This window comes from Geomonas sp. Red276 (genome assembly GCF_054784495.1).
In genome coordinates, this window is the sequence record NZ_BLXW01000051.1 from 1 (window position 1) to 21,378 (window position 21,378).

A 21,378-nucleotide genomic window follows, 5' to 3' on the forward strand; every position below is an offset into this window, starting at 1 on the left:
GATCGCTAAGTGGAAAATGAGGTTGGCGACGGTTGCAGCCAAACTGGAAAATTAGGCTGGCGACGGGGGTGGAAAATTTCGTTGGCGACAGCCCCCTTCAAACTGGCAAATTACCATGGCGGCCGACACCATTAACTCACTAATTCAGAAGGAGGAAGAGCCATGTCTTACTTCCGTTGTCGGAGCTGCCATGTCGTTTATGAAGACTACAATCCCCCAGATGATACCTGTCTCATGTGTCACAGCGGAACCATCAGACTTGTACGAGAAGCCAACCACCAACCCACAGCCTATTTCTATTCCAGGGAGGAAGACCAATGACCCCCATCAAGCCAGAACTCAAGCTCTGTACCGACCATGACACCGACAGCGCCAGCATCCACATCGAAAGCCTCATCATCATGTACCGGGGCAACTACTACCACCTACCGGGAGGAACCAGAGACATCATCCATGTCTTCGCCCAGAGTATCGCCTTGTATGCGCTCACCATTAATAAGGCTTTCGGACGTATGGCCCTCAATGCGTACATGGTTCCTCAACCGGATGCTCTTAACGGGATCTACCTGCATACCCCGCAAGAGATCATTGACCATCTTGGAACTGATTGGGAGCTGTTATCGCCAGAGGCCATCGTTGAGAAACTGATGGACTACCTTTTCTGACCAAAAGGAGGATTACCATGACCATCGACACCTTATTCGGACCTGAGACCATCACCCCCAAACCCAGAGTAATCAAGCTAAAGACAATCAAGGCGGTCTACCAGACCATGACCGTATCGGAGACCATCACCGACTACCTGAAACCTCATACCCGTTACACCTCAGCATCTCAGGTATTCGAGACGTTTTCTTTCTTGAGACAGGAGACAAAAGAGTACTTCCTCAGCTTGCACCTTGACGGCAAGAACCGTGTCATCTGCATCGACATGGTAAGTACCGGCTCCCTCAACCAGAGCATTGTCCATCCCAGGGAGGTATTCAAGACCGCACTACTGTCTTCGGCAGCATGTATTTTGTTGATCCACCAACACCCGACTGGAGACCCTACACCCTCCACGGAAGACCTCACCATTACACGCAGACTGATGGACGCCGGAGACATGATCGGTATCAAGGTACTCGACCATATTATCATCGGCGAGACCTACTACTCGTTTGCCGAAAGGGGGCATATATGAGGTGTGAGCATTGTGGCCGACAGCTAAGGGAAGGTGACACCATCAACGGAATCAGACACGGTACGTTGACCTCTACTGGATTCAAGGCAGCATCGGACTCAGCAGTGGTTGTCATTTGTGAACCATGTGGAGATAAGGCATTTCAGTACGTGTACTCGTCATTGGACCCGAGAGCACTGAGCTACCCGACAATCTTCAAAATGGTAACCGACCTAAACTCCCTCATTAGGAACGGATACAAGCTGATTCAGAACATCGCCAGCCTACCAGCACCAGACCAGAGAGCACTTCATCACCTAGTTACCACCTGCAAGCAGACCAAGTAACCCGGCCATCAAGCACCCCTCCAAAGTAAGCCCTCGCTAATCCCACTAGTTGAACCCAACCTCTTACCTGTCCCAAGTAAAAAAGTCCCGTCAGATCGAGAATATGGAAGCCGTTTAGCCAAGTCCGTTACTCATTAAATCCACTAATCCAAGAAGCGTCCACCAAGGAGCCATCAAGCTCCTATTTTTGTGTCCAATCCAAAGGAGGTGTTACCATGGCAGTCTATAAGCGCGGAGATAAAGGTGTGTTCTATATGAACTTCACCGTCAACGGTGTTCGTGTGTTTAGGAGCACCGGTAAGTTTACCAAGAAGGAGGCTAAGCTGGTCGAGGCAGTAGAGAAGAAGAAGCTGATGGAGGATGCTGCCCTGTCACCCAGAGAGAAGAGGGCACGTATGAAGTTCTCCGAGGCCATTAAGAAGGTCTACGATGAGAGGTGGAAGAACAACAAGGATGGGGAGAAGTCCTACCGTAACATGGAGCTGGTAATGGGCATCATCGGAGACTTGGCGATCAGCAAAATTGACGAGGATGTTGTAGCCCACCTGGTCGTTATGATGGAAGGGAAGGGGAACAAGCCGGCCACCATCAACCGAAACCTCGCGGGATTAAAGACGGTACTCAAGCACCACAAGCAGCCGTGGGATCATATTAAGCTCAAGAAGGAGGCCAAGGGGAGGATTCGGGTCATCACCAGAGAGGAGGAGAATAGGGTGGTAGAGCTGTTACGGAGTACCACCCATAGGCAGAGGGGTCGTTACCCTGAGATTGCCGACCTTGTGGAAGTGTTGGCCGATACGGGTATGCGATTGTCTGAATGTCTCAACCTGAAGTACGAGGACATCAGCTTTACCAGCAACCTCATATCCATCTGGATCAACAAGGGCGATAGGCCCAGGAGCATACCCATGACATCGAGGGTACGGGCCATCCTCGACACTAGAAAGGGGTGTAATCCTGAGAAACCCTTTACCATTGACAAGTATCAGGCAGATAGCGGCTGGAAGTGGGTACGGAAGGAGATGGGGCTTGAGAAGGATACCGAGTTTGTTTTGCATGCACTCAGGCATACCTGTGCCAGTAGGATGGTAAATGCTGGGGTTGACCTTTATGTCATCAAGGAGTGGTTGGGCCATAGCAGCATCCAGATAACCGAGAAGTATGCTCATCTCAACCCCTCTAAGTTGGCTCATGCGGTCCTGTCCCTTGAAGAGAAGGACACAACTGCTGACGCAGATGTTGACGCAGGTTAGGACTAATGACGTGGATGTGCAGCAGTGGTGTTGAGTGTAACTATCTGATATTACATATGAGATGTATGACTGTTATGCTCTTAAAATCCCTCGTTCGCAAGGACGTGCCGGTTCGACCCCGGCTCCGGGCACCAGAAAGTAGTCCAAGGAAGTCCGATGTAAAATGTAAGGCCCTGTAATCACAGGGCCTTATTTTTTTGTTGGTGCGATGGCTTCCGAAGGGGTGCGGTGGAGTCCAGGGATTTTAGTGGTGCGTTTGATGGGCTCGCAGCAAACCGGAGGGGAGATACCATCAAAACGGGACGGTCCTTAGCAGATGATCGGACGGGCCCAAATGATGGGGTGATGACGTATGGGTATTGCTCGGGGAGTCAAGGGTGTCCGGTTGAAAGCATGATGGGGGGCAAGATCGCTTCTGGCACTCAGGAGCGTGGATACTTGGAGAGAGGTCGCCGTGTTGGCAGCGTTGAGGGGGGCTTTCAAAAGCTAAACCTGCACTTTTTTCAACTCATCTTCCACGAGTTTCACTAGACTCGAAGGTTCGATTCTTAATATCGAGGCTATATTGATAATGGTTGTCAATGATGGTTGTTTCAGTCCCCTTTCCAGTTGGGAAATAAATGTCCTGTCCAGATTGGCATCAAGAGCGAGTTTTTCTTGAGTAAGGCCTCTTTTCCCTCTCAGGTCACGCAAAATATGGCCAAACGCTTCCTCTGGTTTCACATCCCTTCCTCCTGCGCCACCTTACATTCTAAAAAAAAAATAGTCTTCGGACTATAGTATTCAAAAAATTAAAAAATGTGGTATCATATTAGTAGCGACGTCTAGTCAGATCTCGGTTAGTTATGGTCCGCCGGCCCACGCCATCTCTCTTTTTTGTAAAAGGATATTCGTGCCCTTGTAAGCACACGCAAGCTCGGCACTGAAGATATCAAAGAACGGCTAACAAAATGGGGGTGAAGTATGGCAAAAGAGCATCTGGTTGTTGCCAAAAAGGCGGATGGGACGGTTGCTTCCTATCGGATGAAGGATTGGCTGAGGCATAATCCGGAATTTGTACCGAACGGGCTTGACCCCAATACCAATACATCCCATGAGTTACGGAGAGGACTCACGCAACAGGGGTGGATCTTACATGAGAAGGTGGACAAGGTCATACTCATAAGACCCCATGATGAACGGGTGGCTATCGCTGAAGGCGTAATCGACACTATTCAAATTGGCGGAGAAATCAATGAGCCCCAAATAGCTGAAGCTAAGGAGATTGCATTTGGACTGGAGAGTGATCTTCAGAAGGCTTTAAGGGCAAATATTTCACAACTGGAACCCGGTCTGACGATAATTGATGGCGGAAAGGAGAAAATTACTGAAGCAGGGCGATCTGACATAACCGCAAAAGATGTAAGCGAGACCCCCGTCGTCATAGAATTGAAAGCGGGGATCGCCAATCCTGAGGTGATCGCCCAGATATTGGCATATATGGGATCCGTTGCTGAAAAGGAGGGCTCACCAGTCAGAGGCATACTTGTGGCGGGAGATTTTCATAAGCGGGTGATTTTAGCTTCGAAGGCCATTCCGAATCTTTGCCTTAAAAAATATTCAGTGAAATTCGCTTTTTACGATATTACAACACCCTGACATGGCGTAGGTTGTCCCCTGATGGAGGTGTATCGTGGTCTTGTCTGTTGTGATTTCCAAAGCTGATGGACCTGATGGATCCAAAGTAGCCAGAATAACCTCTACTTCAACACTAGATGCGATTTTGTTTTTTCTGAATCTATTAGGAGCTGAAGGCTGGAAATTGTATGCGAAGGGAACCGCGAGGTTAGAATTGAATCGCTCAGATCTTTACCTTGCGGTTGGTCCACGTTACCATCGGGATTTGGCCGAATTCCTTGAAAAAGCAAGAGAAATTTCAAATTGACGACAGTGACGTACGTGCCGCCGCTGAGATGGGAATGAGCTATCAATGAAAATCCGAGTCCCAATGCTGATGCTCGGCCCATTTTTGCGGCCTTATCTCATCCTTTCCATTCTGTTGCCAGGGGTTATTGCAGTTGTCTTGTTTATCCTGAGTGGATGGAGCCGCGTTAGGTCACCTCGTAACTCCGACCTATTTGCTAACTCCGCTATAAACATGGTAGTTATTTCGCTCTTTTTTGCTCTTGTGTTTGTTTGTCTGCGGTTTCTAGGAATGCCTTGACGAACTTATTCTAGGGGCTGGGTATGACCTACTACAAATTCGTGGAATGAACCATCCAAGCGAGACGGTACCATCCCGCCTTTAGGAGATCCCCCCGTAAGCTGCTCCGCAGTCAACTTCACCCAACCCCCACCATCACGGATCAGAGACCCGCCTACCATTACCCTGCACCAACGCGAACCACCAACCGAGTACCACCAACCGAGTACCACCAACCGAGTACCACCAACCGAGTACCACCAACCTGGCCTCCTCAGTTGCCACCCCCAGTGACAACTGGATACCATCAACCCGGATACCATCAACCCGGATACCATCAACCCGGATACCATCAGCCGGGGTAGTGTAAGGAGTTTTTCGCTTTTTTTCTGGTAGTGCTCCATCGGGATCTAGATCGCGTCGGCCATTGAATGCCGGATACCATCAACCGGCGATACCATCAACCGGCGATACCATCAACCGGCGATACCATCAACCGGCGATACCATCAACCGGCGATACCATCAAAGTGTTTCCTTATCCCCAGCAGTCAGGGTTTTCGTTGACAGTGGAGGAGATAAGGTGTATTAACGTAGCGTAATTTTACGGTTTTTTATTTTAGGCAGTAACGTGTATCGTATTTTGTAGCTCCAGAGGTGCTCCTGTGTCACCACTGAAATCTTGGCGTTTTTTTTGCCAAAGGTGCTATCAGATAACACTGTGAGCCGAATTATAGGTGGAATTGACTGTAGTGCATATACCCATAGTAGATATCTTCGCCGGACCTGGTGGCTTGGGTGAGGGCTTTTCAGCCCTTGGCCGAGCCGAAAAATCTCCATTTTTTCGTATCGCTCTTTCTATCGAGAAAGATCCGGTTGCCCATCAGACACTGGAGCTTCGAGCTTTCTTTAGACAGTTCGAGCATGGCGGGGCGCCGCAGGAGTATTATGACTTCCTCCGTGGGAACAGGAGCGAACGGAGTCGCCAAGAGCTTTTCAGTAAGTTCCCTGCAGAGGCCAAGGCAGCAAAAGAGCATGCATGGCATGCCGAGTTGGGATCACCCGATGTAAATTCCCAGATAGACGGGCGGATATCTCGGGCCGTTGCCGGCCATGACAAATGGGTTCTCATTGGTGGACCTCCTTGCCAGGCCTACTCAATTATTGGTCGTGCAAGAAATGCGCGGCAAAAAGAGAAGGCTGAAAGTGATGTCCGTAACGTCCTTTACACTGAGTACCTGAACATCGTTGCGCGTCACCGTCCCGCAGTCTTCGTAATGGAAAACGTGAAAGGCATTCTCACTTCACGTGTAAAAGGTCAACGCATATTTGAGCGCATAATTGCCGATCTTGAGGAACCCTCCCCAGGGACGCGATATCGGATCTTCTCTCTCGTGAAGCCGGCTGAAGGTGGCAAGCTCGCACCGAAGGACTACATTGTCGAATGTGAACGATACGGCATTCCGCAGTCCCGCCATCGGGTCATCCTTCTAGGCATTAGGGAGGACTTCTCCGAAAAAGCGACACCTTCCACCCTTTCCCCGTCAGAAGAGCCTTCTGCTGTAAAGGACGTGATTGCCGGTCTTCCTCGAGTCAGGAGTGGGCTTTCGAAGGTAAAAGATGGTGCCCTTCTTTGGAAAGACTTGGTGCGAGAGGGTGGCAGCCGCCCATGGTTGGGAAGTATAGGAGACGAGAGGGTTGCTGAAAGGCTTAGAGAGGTCTTTTCTGGCATTGAGATGCCCCCTCACGGCCGAGGAGGAGAATTCCTTTCCTGCACACCTACTGTACGAGAGGACTTAACCAGTTGGTATTTAGATCCCCGGCTTTCAGGGGTCTGCAATCATATGACGAGGCGTCACATGATCGAGGACCTTTACCGTTACGCATATGTTTCCTGCTTCGGCGAAATGAATGACAGGTCACCGCTTCTGAGGGAGTATCCACCGGACCTTCTGCCGGACCACCTGAACGTGGGTACCGGCCACTTTGATGATCGGTTTCGGGTCCAGCTCTTCGGAAGGACGTCAACCACGATCACGAGCCACATGTCAAAGGATGGCCACTACTTCATCCATCCTGACCCCACACAGGTCAGGAGCCTGACGGTGCGGGAAGCCGCGAGGTTGCAGACATTCCCTGATAATTACTTCTTCTGTGGGACGAGAACCCAGCAGTATGTGCAGGTTGGAAACGCGGTACCTCCACTGCTTGCTTGCCAGATTGCGGGAATAGTCAGGGAATTCCTGGAGAGTGTCTAGCCGTGGCAGACATCGTCTCCCAAGAAGAAAGAAGCAGGATAATGTCCCGCATACGTGGGAAAAATACCAAGATCGAACAGGTCATCAGGAGAGGGCTTTTCGCGAGGGGGTTGAGATTCCGTCTTCATGACAGTCGGCTTCCGGGCAAACCGGACCTTGTCTTTCCCCGGTACAGGACGGTTCTTTTCGTCAATGGATGTTTTTGGCACGGACACGATTGCAGCCTCTTCAAGAGGCCTTCCTCCAACCAGGAATTCTGGGATGCGAAGATCCAGAAAAACAGGGATAACGACCGAAAAAAGATCTCCCTTTTGGTTGGAACTGGGTGGAAGGTAATAACCGTCTGGGAGTGTGCGTTACGTGGCAAAAAAGACGAGGACATTACCGTGGTGCTGGAAACAGTTGCAAAACGAATCGGTAAGGATTTTACAGAAAAAATTTCGAGTATCGCAGGTACCGCTGAATAACGAGCATCCCCAATAGGGCTAACATCTCTGATACGGTGGAAGTTCCAGTGAATGCACTTTTTAAAATGGCTGTTGTTTCAGGTGTTACCAATGCCGTGAGGGTTCACGTCAGCCGTTGCAGTGACTTGAATTCAACAGACGAAAGAGGCATGTCGGCACTTATGCTCGCAGCTGCCAAGGGGCATGGTGAAACCTGCCGGTTGTTACTGGAAGCTGGAGCGGACCCGTTTGTGGTGAACAGAGAAGGTGTCAGCGCACTTTCACTGGCGAGGCGATACAGTAAGTCTGCAGCTGAGGAAGTCATCCTTGACTACATGCGCAGACGCCAACAGTCTGCACAGGAACTTGTGCCATCAGACGAGAATGAAACTGACCGGGTTGATGAAGAGCTGGACCTTTCTGACTGGGAAGAAATCGTTGATTCTCCCCCCCCTGCCGATGACCGTAAATGCCTTGAAAGCGCAGGCCAACTTCATCGGCTGATCTCCCTTCATGTCCCTGTTGATTCTAGCGCAGAGGATATTGCCGATCTAGAATTCACTCTTCCCGACCTTCTTCCCACGCGACAGGGGAAGGGGCTTCCCGACCTTCCGAAGGCAAAGTCGCTTTTTCTCCTTGGACTGAAATCTGGCAGGCTCAATCGTGGACTCATCGAGGACATGAGCCTCGAAGGCGATGAACTTGATCGTGACTGTTTGAGGCGTTTGCAGACGGTACTCGGTGATCTCGGGATCTGCGTTGATGAGCCTGACTGTCTCCTCGAACCTCCCGCATCCGACGAGACTGAAGCACTTGGTGAATCTGAGATGTTCGCCGTTTGTGATGAGGAGCAGCTCGCCATTGAAGCAGTTCGGTTTCTCGCCCATCTGGACGACAGTAGTGATCTGTTACCGACGTACTACCGTGAGATGGCCAGGTTTTCTCTTCTCTCGAAGGAAGACGAGATAGCCCTTGGAATGAAGATGGAGGCTGGACGGCAGGAAATACTGGACGCAATTTCTGTCTGCCCATTAGCGATTAGGACCCTCCTTGGGATGACAGAAAAGGCTGCTATGCAGGAGTTGCCTCTGTCTCACATCCTCAAGGAGCGTCCCGAAGCGTCCGATGCGGAGGTCTTTGCCGAAAATAATCCCGACGGGACAGAGTTCAGTGATGAGGAAGAGGATATAGCGAACACAACCGGTATCCCGACAGATTTAAAGGAAATTCTGGAAACTGTCAGAACGCTTCTGCCGGAATTAGCTCTTTCGATAAAAGAAATGGATCAGGGACGGTGGCAGCAGGCCGCGGAAGATATCGGTAATGGTCTTCACCATATTCCATGGACATCACAAGCTCTTGCTGCGGCGTGTTTGCCCCTGCGCGAGATGGAAACAGCGTATGCGACATCGGTGAATGCTGTCGAAAAAATCTGTTGTGGTGGAGACGTCACGACACCTGTTGCCGAATTCTACAAAAGATTCTCCGGGCATGAGACTGACATTGACTGGTGTCATCGCGAGGCATGTTGTGACCAAGGCGGCTGGGAAAGGCAGATCGCGAGAGAGTCCGACACCATCATAGCTGAGCAATTGAATCTTATCTCCCTCCAGGAAAAGGCCGGAATGAGCCTCCATGATCTGCTAAGGATGACAAGGCAGATTGCGGCAGGGGAGCAGAAGATAACCTCGGCGAAACGGGAAATGATAAATGCGAACCTTCGTCTTGTCGTCTCGGTCGCCAAGAAATACCAGAACCGTGGGCTTCCCCTGCTGGATCTGGTCCAGGAAGGAAACCTCGGTCTTATGAGGGCAGTGGAATCCTTTGATTACACTCTGGGAAACAAGTTCTCCACTTATGCGACATGGTGGATCAGGCAGGCGATTAACCGGGGACTCGCCGACAAGGCTCGGACCATGCGGCTTCCCGTTCATTTCGTGGAAAAGGTATCCAGGGTTGTTGCTGCCAGGAATGTCCTGTCACAGCAAAAGGAAGAGGAACCTTCGCCTGAAGAGATCGCAGTTTCTGCGGGGCTACCGGTGAGTGACGTTCTGAAGGTCCTGGATCTCGACCAAGAGCCTGAATCGCTTGATGAACCACTTGGCGAAGAATTGACCTTGTATGAGACCATTCCGGACCAGACCAGGATAAGCCCCTGCGGCGAGGCTATAAACAGGGAGCTCAAGCAAAGGGTCATTAAAGTGCTGGCAACCCTTCCTCCCCGTATAAAAGAGGTCCTGGAACTGCGCATGGGCATCCCCAATGATCACGATCATACCCTTGAGGAGATCGCCGGAAACACCGGTGTGACCAGAGAACGCATAAGGCAGATCGAAGCCAAAGGGCTTTCCCTCCTTCGTCATCCCTCACGGTCGAAGATGCTCCGGGATTTCTATGAGTGATCATCTTCCCGGTTCCCGCCATGCTCCGCCAAAGGCGAGCTCGATGCTGGAAGCTCTTCGAGGGCTTGGATACACCACGGCAACTGCCCTCGCGGACATTATTGATAACAGCATAGCCGCACAGGCGGGTGAAATCGCCGTCGATTTTCGTTGGGACGGCCAGCGGAGCGTCATCACCATCCTGGACGACGGCCAAGGCATGACGGAGGCTGAGCTTGATGCGGCAATGCGGCTTGGTCATCGAAGTCCTCTGGATGCACGGGAGCCAAACGATCTTGGACGATTCGGTCTCGGGCTGAAGACGGCATCATTTTCCCAGTGCAGAAGGTTAACTGTGGCCAGCAGAAAGGCGGACTGTACTTTCTGTCTCAGGTGGGACCTGGACATCCTTGAGACGACCGATGAAGACGGATGGTTCCTTCTTGAAGGGCCGGCGAATGGTTCCGATGCCCTTCTCGAGCCTCTCAAGGATAAGGTTCACGGCACCATCGTCCTATGGGAGCACCTCGATCGAATCGTTACCGGTGGGTTTACCGAGCAGGACTATCTCGATCTAATTGACCAGGTCGAACAGCATCTGGCCATGGTATTTCACCGATTTCTTGAAGGGGCCCGCCCAAGGCTCCGCATCCTGGTGAACGGTCGGCTTGTTGCTCCTTGGGACCCGTTCCTTGCCTCACACCCTGCAACCTGGTCGTCTCCCATTGAACGTTTCGAAACCGATGGCGGTACCGTTGAGGTGCAGTGCCATGTGCTTCCGCACCGAGACCGCCTTGACCCACGGGAGTACGAAAGGGCGAGCGGCCCCGCAGGATGGCCAGCCCAGCAGGGGTTTTATGTTTACCGAAACCAGAGGCTTCTGGTACATGGCAGCTGGCTTGGCTTGGGGTATGGTCGGGGATGGACCAAAGAGGAAGCTCATCGCCTTGCACGTATCAGACTCGACATCCCCAATTCCGCCGATGCTGACTGGAAGCTTGACATCAGGAAGTCGACTGCCAAACCGCCCGTTTGTCTGCGAGGTCGGCTCACCAGGCTAGCCGAGGATACTCGCAGCAGAGCCAGAAGGGTTTTCGCACACAGGGGCCAAGTTATCGCTGTCCCCGGACAAACTGCCATCTCACAGGCGTGGCGGGCCGAACACACCAGCGCCGGAATGCGCTACCGCATCGATCTCACTCATCCAGTCGTTAAAGCTCTACTGGACGACGCCGGGCCTCTACGTACTCATATTCAGGCCATGCTGAGGGTCATCGAGGAGACCGTGCCTGTCCAGCGGATCTGGCTCGATACGACGGAAGGGAAGGATGTCCCGCGGACCGGGTTTTCTGGTGAGGCTCCAGCGGAGATTCTCTCAGTGATGGAGGTAATGTTCAGGAACATGGTTGAGAAAAAGGGAATGTCCCCAAGGATGGCCAAAGAGCAACTTGCCCGCACAGAACCGTTCCATAATTACCCAGACCTGGTAATGACACTCCAAGAGCAAAACAGCTAAAGGAATTCTATGGACTCAAGTTCAAAGGGATACGGCGAGAAGGTTGTAAAATTTGTACAGGAACTTCTCCTTGATGAGCCGGATCGAAGCTCCATTACCCCTGCGCTGATCGGGGAGAAAATTGACGTTGTCATCGCCATGAACCCGAAATGGGGCCAGGACCTCGACAGAGAATCGGTGACGGATGAGCTGATTCGCCGTTTCAGTCTGTGGATAGGCCAGGACAGCACCCTGAAAAGTGACGTAGGCCATGTGCCGTGGCTTTCATCGTCCAGGAAGCAGGAGTGGAGGTATTGGCAGAGATACCGGGAATGGCTTGAGAGGAAACTGTCTTACGCTGCGGTGGAGGCGCTTGACCGCTCGACGGACCGCGTGCTTGAACTCTTTGAGGACCCGCTTCGGGAAGGACAGTGGGACAGACGGGGGCTGGTTGTTGGACATGTGCAGTCCGGTAAGACCGGCAACTATACCGGTTTGATCTGCAAGGCGGCCGACGCCGGGTATAAGATCATTATCGTTCTCGCGGGACTTCACAACAACCTGAGATCACAGACCCAGATGCGGCTGGACGAGGGCTTTCTCGGGTACGAGACGAAACCGAACCGGGAAGACCTGACCGTTCTTGGGGTTGGCGAAATTGACGGTGACCCGTCAATTCGGCCGAACTACGTCACGAACAGGTCGGAGAGTGGGGATTTCAATACTAGAATAGTTCAGAATATGGGGATCTCACCGGAAGAGCGTCCATGGCTTTTCGTGGTGAAGAAGAACAAGACGGTTCTGGACCGGCTGCTCCGGTGGATAAAAAAGCATGTTGCCAATGCAACGGACCCTGAAACCGGCAGAAAGATCGTTACGCATCTCCCACTGCTCATCGTGGATGACGAGGCAGACCACGCCTCGGTTGACACCGGTGAACAGGTCTTCAATGCTGACGGCACTCCGGATGAAGACCACCAGCCAACCGCTATAAACAGGCTCATCCGTCGTATCCTCCATACGTTTTCGCGATCAGCGTATGTCGGGTATACGGCAACTCCTTTTGCGAACATTTTCATCCACGAAAGGGGGGCGACCAAGGAAGAGGGCCCGGACCTCTTCCCGTCGGGATTTATCATCAATCTGGCCGCGCCTTCGAATTATGTGGGGCCTGCGCGGATCTTTGGCCTGAGGAGCGGAGGGCAACGCGAGGGCGGGCTTCCGCTTTCCAGAGTGGTTACCGATTATTCCGAAGGAGACGGCAGGCGCGGATGGATGCCACAGGGCCACAAGAACGGGCATTACCCTCTATTCGGCGGTCAGGACAGTTTGCCTCCATCCCTTATGGAAGCCATTGACTCCTTTTTGCTCACAGTAGCCGTCCGTCGTCTGCGGGGACAGCAGAACCAGCATTCCTCAATGCTTGTGCATGTGACGCGCTTCAACGCAGTCCAGCGTGCGGTGACGAGCCAGATTGATCACCATGTAAGACACCTTCGCCAGCGGCTTACCCGCAGAATTGATGCAGAAGAGATACTGCTGCGCCTCCAGGGACTGTGGGAATCCGATTTTGTTCCGACCAGCCGTGCAATCATGGAGGGCGCTCCTGACGTTGGTGTTCCAGAACTTCCATCCTGGCAGGCTGTTCTGGATGCGCTTCCCGACGTTGTCAGCGACTTACAGGTCAGGATGATCAACGGGACAGCTAAAGATGCGCTGGACTATGCGGAACATGAAGGGACCGGTCTGAACGTCATAGCGATCGGCGGTGACAAGCTCGCCCGGGGGCTCACTCTCGAGGGGCTCAGCATCAGCTACTTCCTGCGTGCCTCCCGAATGTACGATACCTTGATGCAGATGGGGCGCTGGTTCGGATACCGGCCTGGCTACCTGGATCTGTGCCGCCTTTACACTACGGAGGACCTCCTTGAATGGTTCGGACACATAGCGGACGCCGGGGAAGAACTTCGCGAAGAATTCGACATCATGGCCGAGACCAACGCCACACCCAAGGAGTACGGGCTCAAAGTCCAGTCGCATCCGGTCCTCATGGTCACAAGCAGGGTGAAAATGAGAAGTGCAAAGAATCTCCTGCTGTCCTTCAGCGGAACACTTCTCGAAACAGTAGCCCTTCATCGAGACCAGGAAAGGCTGCAATGGAATTTCCAGCTATGCCAGCGGTTTGTTTCCTCTCTAGGGGCACCGGCTCAGAATTCGCCTATCGTCCGTCCGAGAAACGGCACCGTTCATAACTGGTCTGGATGCCTCTGGACCTCTGTGCCCGCTCCCGATGTTGTGGATTTCCTTGGCTCCTATCAAACGCATGCTGCAGCATACAAGGTGAACGGACCACTCCTCGGCCAGTTCATAGAATCCATGGTGACCGTGGGTGAACTGACGCAGTGGACGGTCGCGCTGATTGGTGGAGGGGCCGGAAAGGAGATAGAAATCGTAGATGGCCTCAGCGTGAGCATGCTTCAAAGGAAGCAGAACTGCAACCACACGGACCGGTACTCGATCGGCCGCCTTCTCTCCCCTCGTGATGAGGGTATCGATCTTGATGAGCCAAGCTGGATCGCTGCTCTGGACGAGACGCGGAAGGTCTGGCGGGGAGATCCCGGAAGGCTTCAGATGGATGAACCAAAGTTGCCTAGCGGTCCCGCTATCAGAAAAATCCGCGGCTTAGGTGGAGAAGGGATCGAGCCTCATCCGGAGAGAGGTTTGCTTCTGCTCTACCTTCTCGATCCCATGCTTGCTGAAGCAGATTTTCCGGAAGAGACTCCACCGATTGTTGCTTTCGGCATAAGCTTTCCTGGAACAAAATCTGGGAGGAAGGTCGAGTACAAGGTGAACAACGTGCTTTGGGAGCAGGAATATGGCCCAGCAGACTGAGGGCCTAGTGGCTGCATGGAGAGCCTTGGCTGGCGATGCCGAAGTCGAAGGGTGGCGGAGCATCGCGGTTGCAGGAAAAGGACGCTGCCGAATACTTGCAGGGCGGCATTTCCCCGGGAATGAGGAAGCCGTGCTGGTTGGCCTCAAAAGCGTGGTCATCCCAGCCTCTGCAAGCCTTCCCTCAGGTAACGGATTCATTGTACGGGTTCTCGATCATGGTCCCGCTTCCGATGACTTAATCTGGTTTGGTCTTTTGCGTCAGCCTGCAGGGAGTCTTGATTTCTTTGCCATGATGGCGGAGGACGTGGTAGCAACCATGGTGGCCTCTGATTCTTACGATGAGGAGAGGCTTCTGACGGTATTCCTGGGCAGGGTCCGGGCATGGCAAAGCTTCATGGAACGTGACCGGGAAGGAATGCTTGGCACTGAAGCTGAGATCGGGCTTCACGGAGAACTTGTAATTCTGCGCTCCATTATTGCCTCTGGCGTGAACGGCCACATGGCCGTGCTGGGCTGGTGTGGGCCGCTTGACGGGATCCAGGATTTTCAGTTCAGAGGCGGGGCTATAGAGGTGAAAGCCACGACCTTGGCAGGAACTTTTCCGGCAAAGATATCATCCCTGGAACAGCTCGATGCCGCAATGCTGAACGGGCTGTTTCTGGCTGGAGTCCGGTTGACACTCGACTCTGGGGGAAAGAATCTCGCGCAACGTGCTGAGGAGGTGCGTGATCTGCTACAATCCGATCCTGCCGCACTTGCAGCGTTTGAGACAAGGCTGCTTCACGCCGGTTTTTTTCCGGCCTTGGCTGATCGGTACCCGCGGGCATTCGCACACGTCCAGACAAAGATTCACCCTGTTGATGACGATTTTCCCAAGCTGACGCATGCCTCTGTTCCGACCGCTATTCGTAGTGCACGATATGAAATTGACCTTGATCTCATGGGGGTTGCGGACATACCGCTGTCTTCCGTACTGAATTCAATAGGAGCGTTGTGATGGATTTGCAGGAATTCCTCATGCAGACACAGGCCGAAGTCAGGGCCGAGGTGGGAGAACGAATGGGGACGCCAGGGTCGGCTTATCCATATCCTGAGTTGGTGTTTGCTGAGATTGTGATGCAGCACATGTCCGAGATCGGGATGACGTTTGAACCAGTCATATGCCATGTCGCGGCAAAAATCGGAACAGCCAACCTGAGGTTGAGCGGGTACGCCATCTCGGAGGATGCCGACCAGATTGATCTCTTTGTCAGCCTTTACTCTGGAGTCGATGACATAACTTCCGTCACCGACACCGAAACCAGAACTGCAGCCACACAGTGCTCCCGGTTCATAACAGGGTGCGCGAACGGAACGCTGGCACGCAACTTTGACCAGTCCAGCGATGAGTATGCACTTGCCATAACCATCCAGGATTCATACCCAAACCTCGACCAGATCAGGATCTACGTCCTCACGGACCGCCAGGCGAAGTCGAAGTTTTTCAAGCCCATGGAAGTGAAGGAGAAAACGATAAAGCTTGAGGTGATGGATATCGAAAGATTGCACCGTCACTGGGCTGAGGGGAAACCTCGCGACGAAATCGTGATGGATTTCAAGGAGATCTGTGGCAGTGGTCTGCCCTGCGTGTATGTGCCACGCATCGAGGAGGATTATGATTGCGCCCTGACTGTGTTTCCAGGAGAAGCCCTAAGGTTCGTGTACGAGAAATACGGGCCGCGCCTTCTAGAGGCGAATGTTAGGTCATTCCTTAGCACAAGTGGGAAGGTCAACAAAGGGTTGCGAGATACGCTCAAGGATGCGCCCGAAAGGTTCATGGCCTACAACAACGGGATCGTTGTCATCGCTGACGAAGTCCGTCTTGGGACAACAGAGACAGGGGCACCAGCAATAACCTGGATGAAAGGGATGCAGGTTGTAAATGGCGGCCAAACGACCGCATCCATCTACTTCACGAAGAAAAAGACTCCAGAGGTGGACTTGCGGCGGGTCAGAGTACCAGCGAAGGTCCTCATCCTTCACACCACTGACATGGAAGCGGAAGAGGTTCTAGTATCCTCCATTTCCAGGTTTGCCAACAGCCAGAATGCCGTCCGCCAAGCTGATCTGTCGGCGAACAAACCTTTCCATGTGCAGATCGAGAAACTTTCCAACACTGTGTACTGCCCCGATGGCGTGGGGCGGTGGTTCTACGAAAGGGCTGCTGGCAGCTATAACGTGCTGCTGGCGAGGGAAGGTAACACGCCAGCACGCCTCCGGCAGCTCAAGGAGGCGATACCGACAGCGAGGAAAATAACAAAGACGGATCTTGCCAAGTACCTGAATGCTTGGGACCAGAAACCCGACCTGGTGAGCCTGGGATCACAAAAGAACTTTGAGAGGTTTATGGAGTCAGTTGAGGACCGGGAACCCGATTCTTTGCCTCCGGACGTCGGGTTTTACAAAGGTATAATTTCGAAGGCGATAATCTTCAAAACGGCCCATAAACTGGTTCGGCCGATGTTCCCGGCCTTTCAGGCAAACATAGCCGCATACCTGGTGGCAGTTATGGCTAAACTGATAGGTGGGAGGCTGGACCTTGATAAAATCTGGCAGGCACAGGAACTATCATCTCCACTGAGAGATCAATTGAAAGAATGGGCAAACGAAGTAAACGAAGCCCTGCATAAATCTGCTGGTGGAAGGATGATTTCAGAATGGGCTAAGAAGGCGGAGTGCGCCGAAATTGTGATGTCTCGTGTCTATTCAGGTGCTCGACCTGGAATCCCTGAGATCCGAAACACTTCCTTTTAAGGAGGATCTAAAGTGAGTGATTGCTGTCATAAAATAAGAATTAAAGCACTTCTTGGAGCATGAATGAACATTATTGAATACGCTGATGCGATAGAAAATGGCTGTTGGATTGATGAAATAATCAAGGAGAAAAAAGATAGATTTTCGCCTGTCAGTTCTAAACTGATGGAGATTATTATTGAGAAAATAAAAGCATCCATTGTGGCAAAAGATAAGGCCTCATTTGTTAATTGGGTTGTGCTTGGGGTGTACTTTGATGAAGATAAGACACTTGCACTGATTCGTAAAAGGGGGATATTCAGAAAATCAAAGTATGATTTTGAAAAAAGCGTTCTGCTTAAAGGTGTTGAATTTATTTTGGGACATGCAGAGGATTTAAAATTGGGCCATGCCGTTCAGGAATATCTTGGCAGCCTTATCAATATGTACAGGTTGTCAATTCAGGTTTCAGGAATGTATATTGAGCTGAACAATTTTCTGAGATCAGCAGAGCCAAATCTTTTGAAGACCCTCCTTTGTTATTTAGATGCCATATTTATGTTTGACTATCATCCTACTCCAAACACTCCTGAGTTAACAAAGGAAGAGTTAAGTGAAGCTATTTCTTTCATGGTGTTTCTTTTAAAAGAAAAACAAGGAATTAGCGCAGTAAACCTGGGGAATATAGACGAAGAGCTTATTGCCTCAGATAAATTGAATACAGTAATTGTACTTGCTTGTAAGATAAAATTTTATATGAGGAGTGAGATCCTTGTAGATTACTTCAATTATTCAGTGCTGAAACAAGATGATCTGTTTTTGTTTGTCGATAAGACTGAAGATCTTGCCAAGTCGATTCAGCTGGGGTTTATCCGTACGGAAATTCAACGATACAATACACAAGTAAAAAGCATGGCTTTTGCTGTTAAGTCTGAGTCCTTGGTTCAGTTTGCTAAACAGGTTTATGAGAAATATAAAGGTAAAATGTTTATTGTCAAAACTGAGCCACATGAAAGACTGGTCTCTTTGTTTCCCCCTGAAGCATTAAAGACTGTTGCCGATATGGAGGGTTTTTTCCAAGAAGAACTCCAGTTGCTTGCTGAATTGAACAACGAGCTTTATGTTACTCTTGAAGATCTTAAAACCTTTTATGTGAAGGGAGACTTATCTCTCTATGATTTGATAAAGGTCAAACGAATTTTTTCTTTCATGACGACTGCTTTTTCTGAGTTCCTGAAATCAAGGGTCGATGAGGACAGGCTTCTTGTATTAAGATCGTTGCTTCCAATCATGAAGAAAGAAGACGTGCTCAGTATCTTAAGGATCTGCCTTAGTAGTGACAACAAAGCTCAAAGCTGGATAGATACAATGAGTTGGTCGGCTGAAGAAGACGAGATACTTGATCTGCAGTATACTCCGCTTATTCCAGTTGAAGACCGGTTTTTTGTCCTTGCGAACGTGCTGGATGCTTCCAATATCGTTAGAAATGCTCTTTGTTCAGAACAAAAGCGAATCTTCCATGATGGCAAATATGATCCGTTATCAAAAATGCTAGAAGAAGAGCTGAAAGACTGTGGATTTATAGTTTCGACTCAAATTAAGTACAAGTACCATGGGGAAGAAGGTGACATAGATGTATTAGCCAGATCTGGGAATTCAATTTTCGTATTCGAGTGTAAAAACTCTATGTTGCCAGGTAATATTCCAGAATTAAGAACCAGTTACGACTATATAGTGAAAGGAGCAGAACAGCTCGACAGGTTCATGCGGTTAGCAGTTGAGAAGGAATTTGTTGATCTAATATTTAATAAGATTGGGTGGGAAAACGAAGATTGCTATACATATAAAGGATGTATTGTCTTTGGTAACAGGACGTTCTATGGCCTTAGGCACCACGGTTATACCATATTGCATGTGCGTGAACTTTTAAATTTCATTGCGAATGGCGACATGGTCTTTCAAGGGGAAACCTGCCATGTTAGAAAGCCTGGGACAATGACAGCATCAGTTCTTAATGATTTCATTGATGATAACCTTTTCCATAGGTTGACTGCTAATTCAACTGCTGAACGTTTTAATAGTACGAAGTTTAAAAACAAGGACGTGGTCATTAAAACCTATGTCCTAGAAACGGACTTGCTTGATAAGAACTATAAGGAATATTTCGGTGGTAAACCCGAGATGTAGCCACACTGTATCTGATTGGACTAGTCCCTACAAGTTCTGATAGCGGCGAGAGATAATAACCGTTCTAAGGTTCCAGCCCCGGCGTCGCTCCCCCCCCCCCACCCTGTCGGGGGGGGCTAAGAAATTTCCAGTGCTTGAATGAATTTGTTAGCTTTGTGATTTTGGTCGTAAATGACCCATGGCATATCGGCCTTAGGCATTCGTGCTCGTCCCATCTCGACTGCACATGAGACTGGCATCGCTGGGAAAATGTGGACCGGTGTAGATTGTCCATGTTTTCCCTTTATCGCAACCATAACCTTCCTAATGGTTTGCCGAAATTGCGACAATTGCGCAGAGGACCGGACAAAATCATTGTGCAAGAAGTCTGATGGAACGGTAATCTCCCATATGCTCGCTTCCGGACCCACAATCGAACTCGCACGCTCATGAGCAATACGATCGCTCAGGGACATTAATAGAACTGGTACGCCTGTCGTCTCAGAAGGCTCGTTTACAAGAAACGAGAAGCTATCTGGATAGGTTTGCCATTTCCACGTTCTTGGCTCGCGGATGGGTTGATATACGTCAACTGCAATTTTGTCTGTAAATAAAGCACCTAGCTGGATGAGTAGAGGTTGAGGAGCTAGTGAGAACAGGGAGAAATGTGCCGGGTCATTCTCCATGATCCGCTGTTGAACGTGCTTCTCAAAAACCTTGGTGAGATGATTTTTCTCAGTGGTCCAATATTCTGCATCTTTGTCTTCATGTTCGCAGGACATGGATAGATCAACTGGCTTTTCTTCAACAGGATACCGTGCAGGAAACATTGCTTCCACTGCATCTACGAAGTTCAAAGGAGACCTTTCACTCCCTATATTCGCCCCGTACATGATTACATGCGACTTCTTATTCGTCGCGATACCGGTTACTATGGCAATCCTGTGTTCGTGCTCACGTTTCCATTGGCGTAACAGATCTGCTGAGTATCTTATGCCATCTTTGTCCTGGTCGATCAGCTTGTGACAATCGTGGCACATTAACATCAGATTTCCGATTTCATTGAGTTTTTTCTTGTTTAATTTGAATGGTCCCCAGCCGCGAGGTCCGTCTTCGGAGAATGAATAGATATGGGCTTTTTCGGCTATGTTTACCTTTTCTTGCGTTACTGGCGATTTATATAGGAGTTTATTGCAGCCATCGAACTCACATCTGCCGGCAGCCCTTGCCCACAGTTCTCTCTCGACATCGGTCGAAATATAACGAGTCACATCCTCTGCCATTGCAAGCCCTCTCTTTGAAATCTCATCACGTTCGGGGTGGGGATAGTTGCCGTCATCCGTTTATACCAGGCAAGGCCTCTCCCGATAAAAAAACCACTTCATTTGTCCCCTCAGGATGAGCTAACACATGCACGTGTAAAAATGCCTGATATGAAGGGTATACGCTGATTGAAGTAAATCCATCAGTTCCATTAATGTCTGTACGCCAGCAAGTGACAACCTGACCGGTGTGAAAGATTACGCCGTCGAGAACCCTCCCTGTACCACTAACTCCAGTAGCATCCGTTTTTCTTATCAAGGTAAAGAGCGTCGGATTCGTTTCGGTGTCTTCTTTATAGTTTGCCATTCAGGGCCTCACTCGCTTTGAGTAAACTCAAGACTGGTTGATTCATATGTGTAAGCCGCCACCCTTCCAGATATTCGTGACTAGCCAGTCCTCGAAGTATGACAACCATGAGTAGGTCCAGGGAATGATCGTGTTCGAAATCTTTTTATCCGGAGTCCATTCTTGGTATTTGGGAACGTAAAGGCAGAGATGCGGTGGATTTTGATTGTAAACATGTGGGAGTTTACGCCCCTCGGCAAGTTCTAGCAGGTTAGGTCTTGAAACAATAATTTTCGGGCTCTCTTTTAGGCGGTAGGTGACGAGCACCTGATACTCCCTGCTAAGGACTGTAGGTCTGATTTTGCAGTTCCAGGATAACTTCCCCATGTAAACTCTTCCGATGCCTGTTGCGATAGG

Annotated in this window: 17 protein-coding genes; 13 read left to right on the forward strand and 4 right to left on the reverse strand. The window is 50.5% G+C overall.

Annotated features, from left to right (window positions below; genetic code table 11):
* Positions 1–317 precede the first annotated feature (317 nt).
* The 3 genes from ACYVL5_RS21810 (at position 318) to ACYVL5_RS21820 (ending at position 2,762) form a co-directional block, all read left to right on the forward strand.
* Positions 318–665 (forward strand): hypothetical protein, encoded by a 348-nt coding sequence (locus tag ACYVL5_RS21810; protein ID WP_460597679.1) that lies wholly within the window; start codon positions 318–320, stop codon positions 663–665.
* 17 nt (positions 666–682) lie between these two features.
* Positions 683–1,183: a Mov34/MPN/PAD-1 family protein gene (locus ACYVL5_RS21815; RefSeq protein WP_460597680.1), complete on the forward strand. Its 501-nt coding sequence runs from the start codon at positions 683–685 to the stop codon at positions 1,181–1,183.
* Between the two features lie 541 nt (positions 1,184–1,724).
* Complete coding sequence (locus ACYVL5_RS21820; protein WP_460597681.1) at positions 1,725–2,762, forward strand: tyrosine-type recombinase/integrase; 1,038 nt, start codon at positions 1,725–1,727, stop codon at positions 2,760–2,762.
* 486 nt (positions 2,763–3,248) lie between these two features.
* Here ACYVL5_RS21820 and ACYVL5_RS21825 read toward each other — a convergent pair whose 3' ends face one another.
* Complete coding sequence (locus tag ACYVL5_RS21825) at positions 3,249–3,485, reverse strand: helix-turn-helix domain-containing protein (protein ID WP_460597682.1); 237 nt, start codon at positions 3,483–3,485, stop codon at positions 3,249–3,251.
* Between the two features lie 240 nt (positions 3,486–3,725).
* On the opposite strand from ACYVL5_RS21825, the gene ACYVL5_RS21830 reads away from it, so the two are divergent.
* From ACYVL5_RS21830 to ACYVL5_RS21875, 10 genes are all read left to right on the forward strand, one after another.
* Complete coding sequence (locus ACYVL5_RS21830) at positions 3,726–4,400, forward strand: PDDEXK family nuclease (RefSeq protein WP_460597683.1); 675 nt, start codon at positions 3,726–3,728, stop codon at positions 4,398–4,400.
* A gap of 34 nt (positions 4,401–4,434) precedes the next feature.
* A complete protein-coding gene (locus ACYVL5_RS21835; protein ID WP_460597684.1) occupies positions 4,435–4,686 on the forward strand; it encodes a hypothetical protein in 252 nt (83 codons plus the stop codon).
* 1,009 nt (positions 4,687–5,695) lie between these two features.
* On the forward strand, positions 5,696–7,201 hold the full coding sequence (locus ACYVL5_RS21840; RefSeq protein ID WP_460597699.1) for a DNA cytosine methyltransferase: 1,506 nt from the start codon (positions 5,696–5,698) through the stop codon (positions 7,199–7,201).
* Positions 7,202–7,203: 2 nt separating this feature from the next.
* Complete coding sequence (locus ACYVL5_RS21845) at positions 7,204–7,668, forward strand: very short patch repair endonuclease (RefSeq protein ID WP_460597685.1); 465 nt, start codon at positions 7,204–7,206, stop codon at positions 7,666–7,668.
* Between the two features lie 47 nt (positions 7,669–7,715).
* Complete coding sequence (locus tag ACYVL5_RS21850; RefSeq protein WP_460597686.1) at positions 7,716–10,049, forward strand: sigma-70 family RNA polymerase sigma factor; 2,334 nt, start codon at positions 7,716–7,718, stop codon at positions 10,047–10,049.
* A 43-nt stretch (positions 10,050–10,092) separates the two neighbouring features.
* Positions 10,093–11,544, forward strand: coding sequence for an ATP-binding protein (locus tag ACYVL5_RS21855; protein WP_460597687.1), 1,452 nt, complete (start codon positions 10,093–10,095; stop codon positions 11,542–11,544).
* 9 nt (positions 11,545–11,553) lie between these two features.
* Positions 11,554–14,415: a Z1 domain-containing protein gene (locus ACYVL5_RS21860; protein ID WP_460597688.1), complete on the forward strand. Its 2,862-nt coding sequence runs from the start codon at positions 11,554–11,556 to the stop codon at positions 14,413–14,415.
* On the forward strand, positions 14,399–15,412 hold the full coding sequence (locus ACYVL5_RS21865) for a PD-(D/E)XK motif protein (protein WP_460597689.1): 1,014 nt from the start codon (positions 14,399–14,401) through the stop codon (positions 15,410–15,412). The genes ACYVL5_RS21860 and ACYVL5_RS21865 overlap by 17 nt, the downstream gene beginning before the upstream one ends.
* The gene (locus tag ACYVL5_RS21870) at positions 15,412–17,208 is read left to right on the forward strand and encodes an AIPR family protein (RefSeq protein WP_460597690.1); all 1,797 of its coding nucleotides are present in this window, start codon (positions 15,412–15,414) and stop codon (positions 17,206–17,208) included. The genes ACYVL5_RS21865 and ACYVL5_RS21870 overlap by 1 nt, the downstream gene beginning before the upstream one ends.
* A gap of 63 nt (positions 17,209–17,271) precedes the next feature.
* Positions 17,272–19,374: a hypothetical protein gene (locus tag ACYVL5_RS21875; protein ID WP_460597691.1), complete on the forward strand. Its 2,103-nt coding sequence runs from the start codon at positions 17,272–17,274 to the stop codon at positions 19,372–19,374.
* 116 nt (positions 19,375–19,490) lie between these two features.
* On the opposite strand, the gene ACYVL5_RS21880 is transcribed toward ACYVL5_RS21875, so the two are convergent.
* Genes ACYVL5_RS21880 through ACYVL5_RS21890 form a run of 3 tightly spaced genes read right to left on the reverse strand, consistent with a single transcriptional unit; the run spans position 19,491 to position 21,348 of the window.
* The gene (locus tag ACYVL5_RS21880; protein WP_460597692.1) at positions 19,491–20,636 is read right to left on the reverse strand and encodes an SAVED domain-containing protein; all 1,146 of its coding nucleotides are present in this window, start codon (positions 20,634–20,636) and stop codon (positions 19,491–19,493) included.
* A gap of 52 nt (positions 20,637–20,688) precedes the next feature.
* Complete coding sequence (locus ACYVL5_RS21885) at positions 20,689–20,982, reverse strand: hypothetical protein (RefSeq protein ID WP_460597693.1); 294 nt, start codon at positions 20,980–20,982, stop codon at positions 20,689–20,691.
* 42 nt (positions 20,983–21,024) lie between these two features.
* On the reverse strand, positions 21,025–21,348 hold the full coding sequence (locus tag ACYVL5_RS21890; RefSeq protein ID WP_460597694.1) for a hypothetical protein: 324 nt from the start codon (positions 21,346–21,348) through the stop codon (positions 21,025–21,027).
* Positions 21,349–21,378 lie beyond the last annotated feature (30 nt).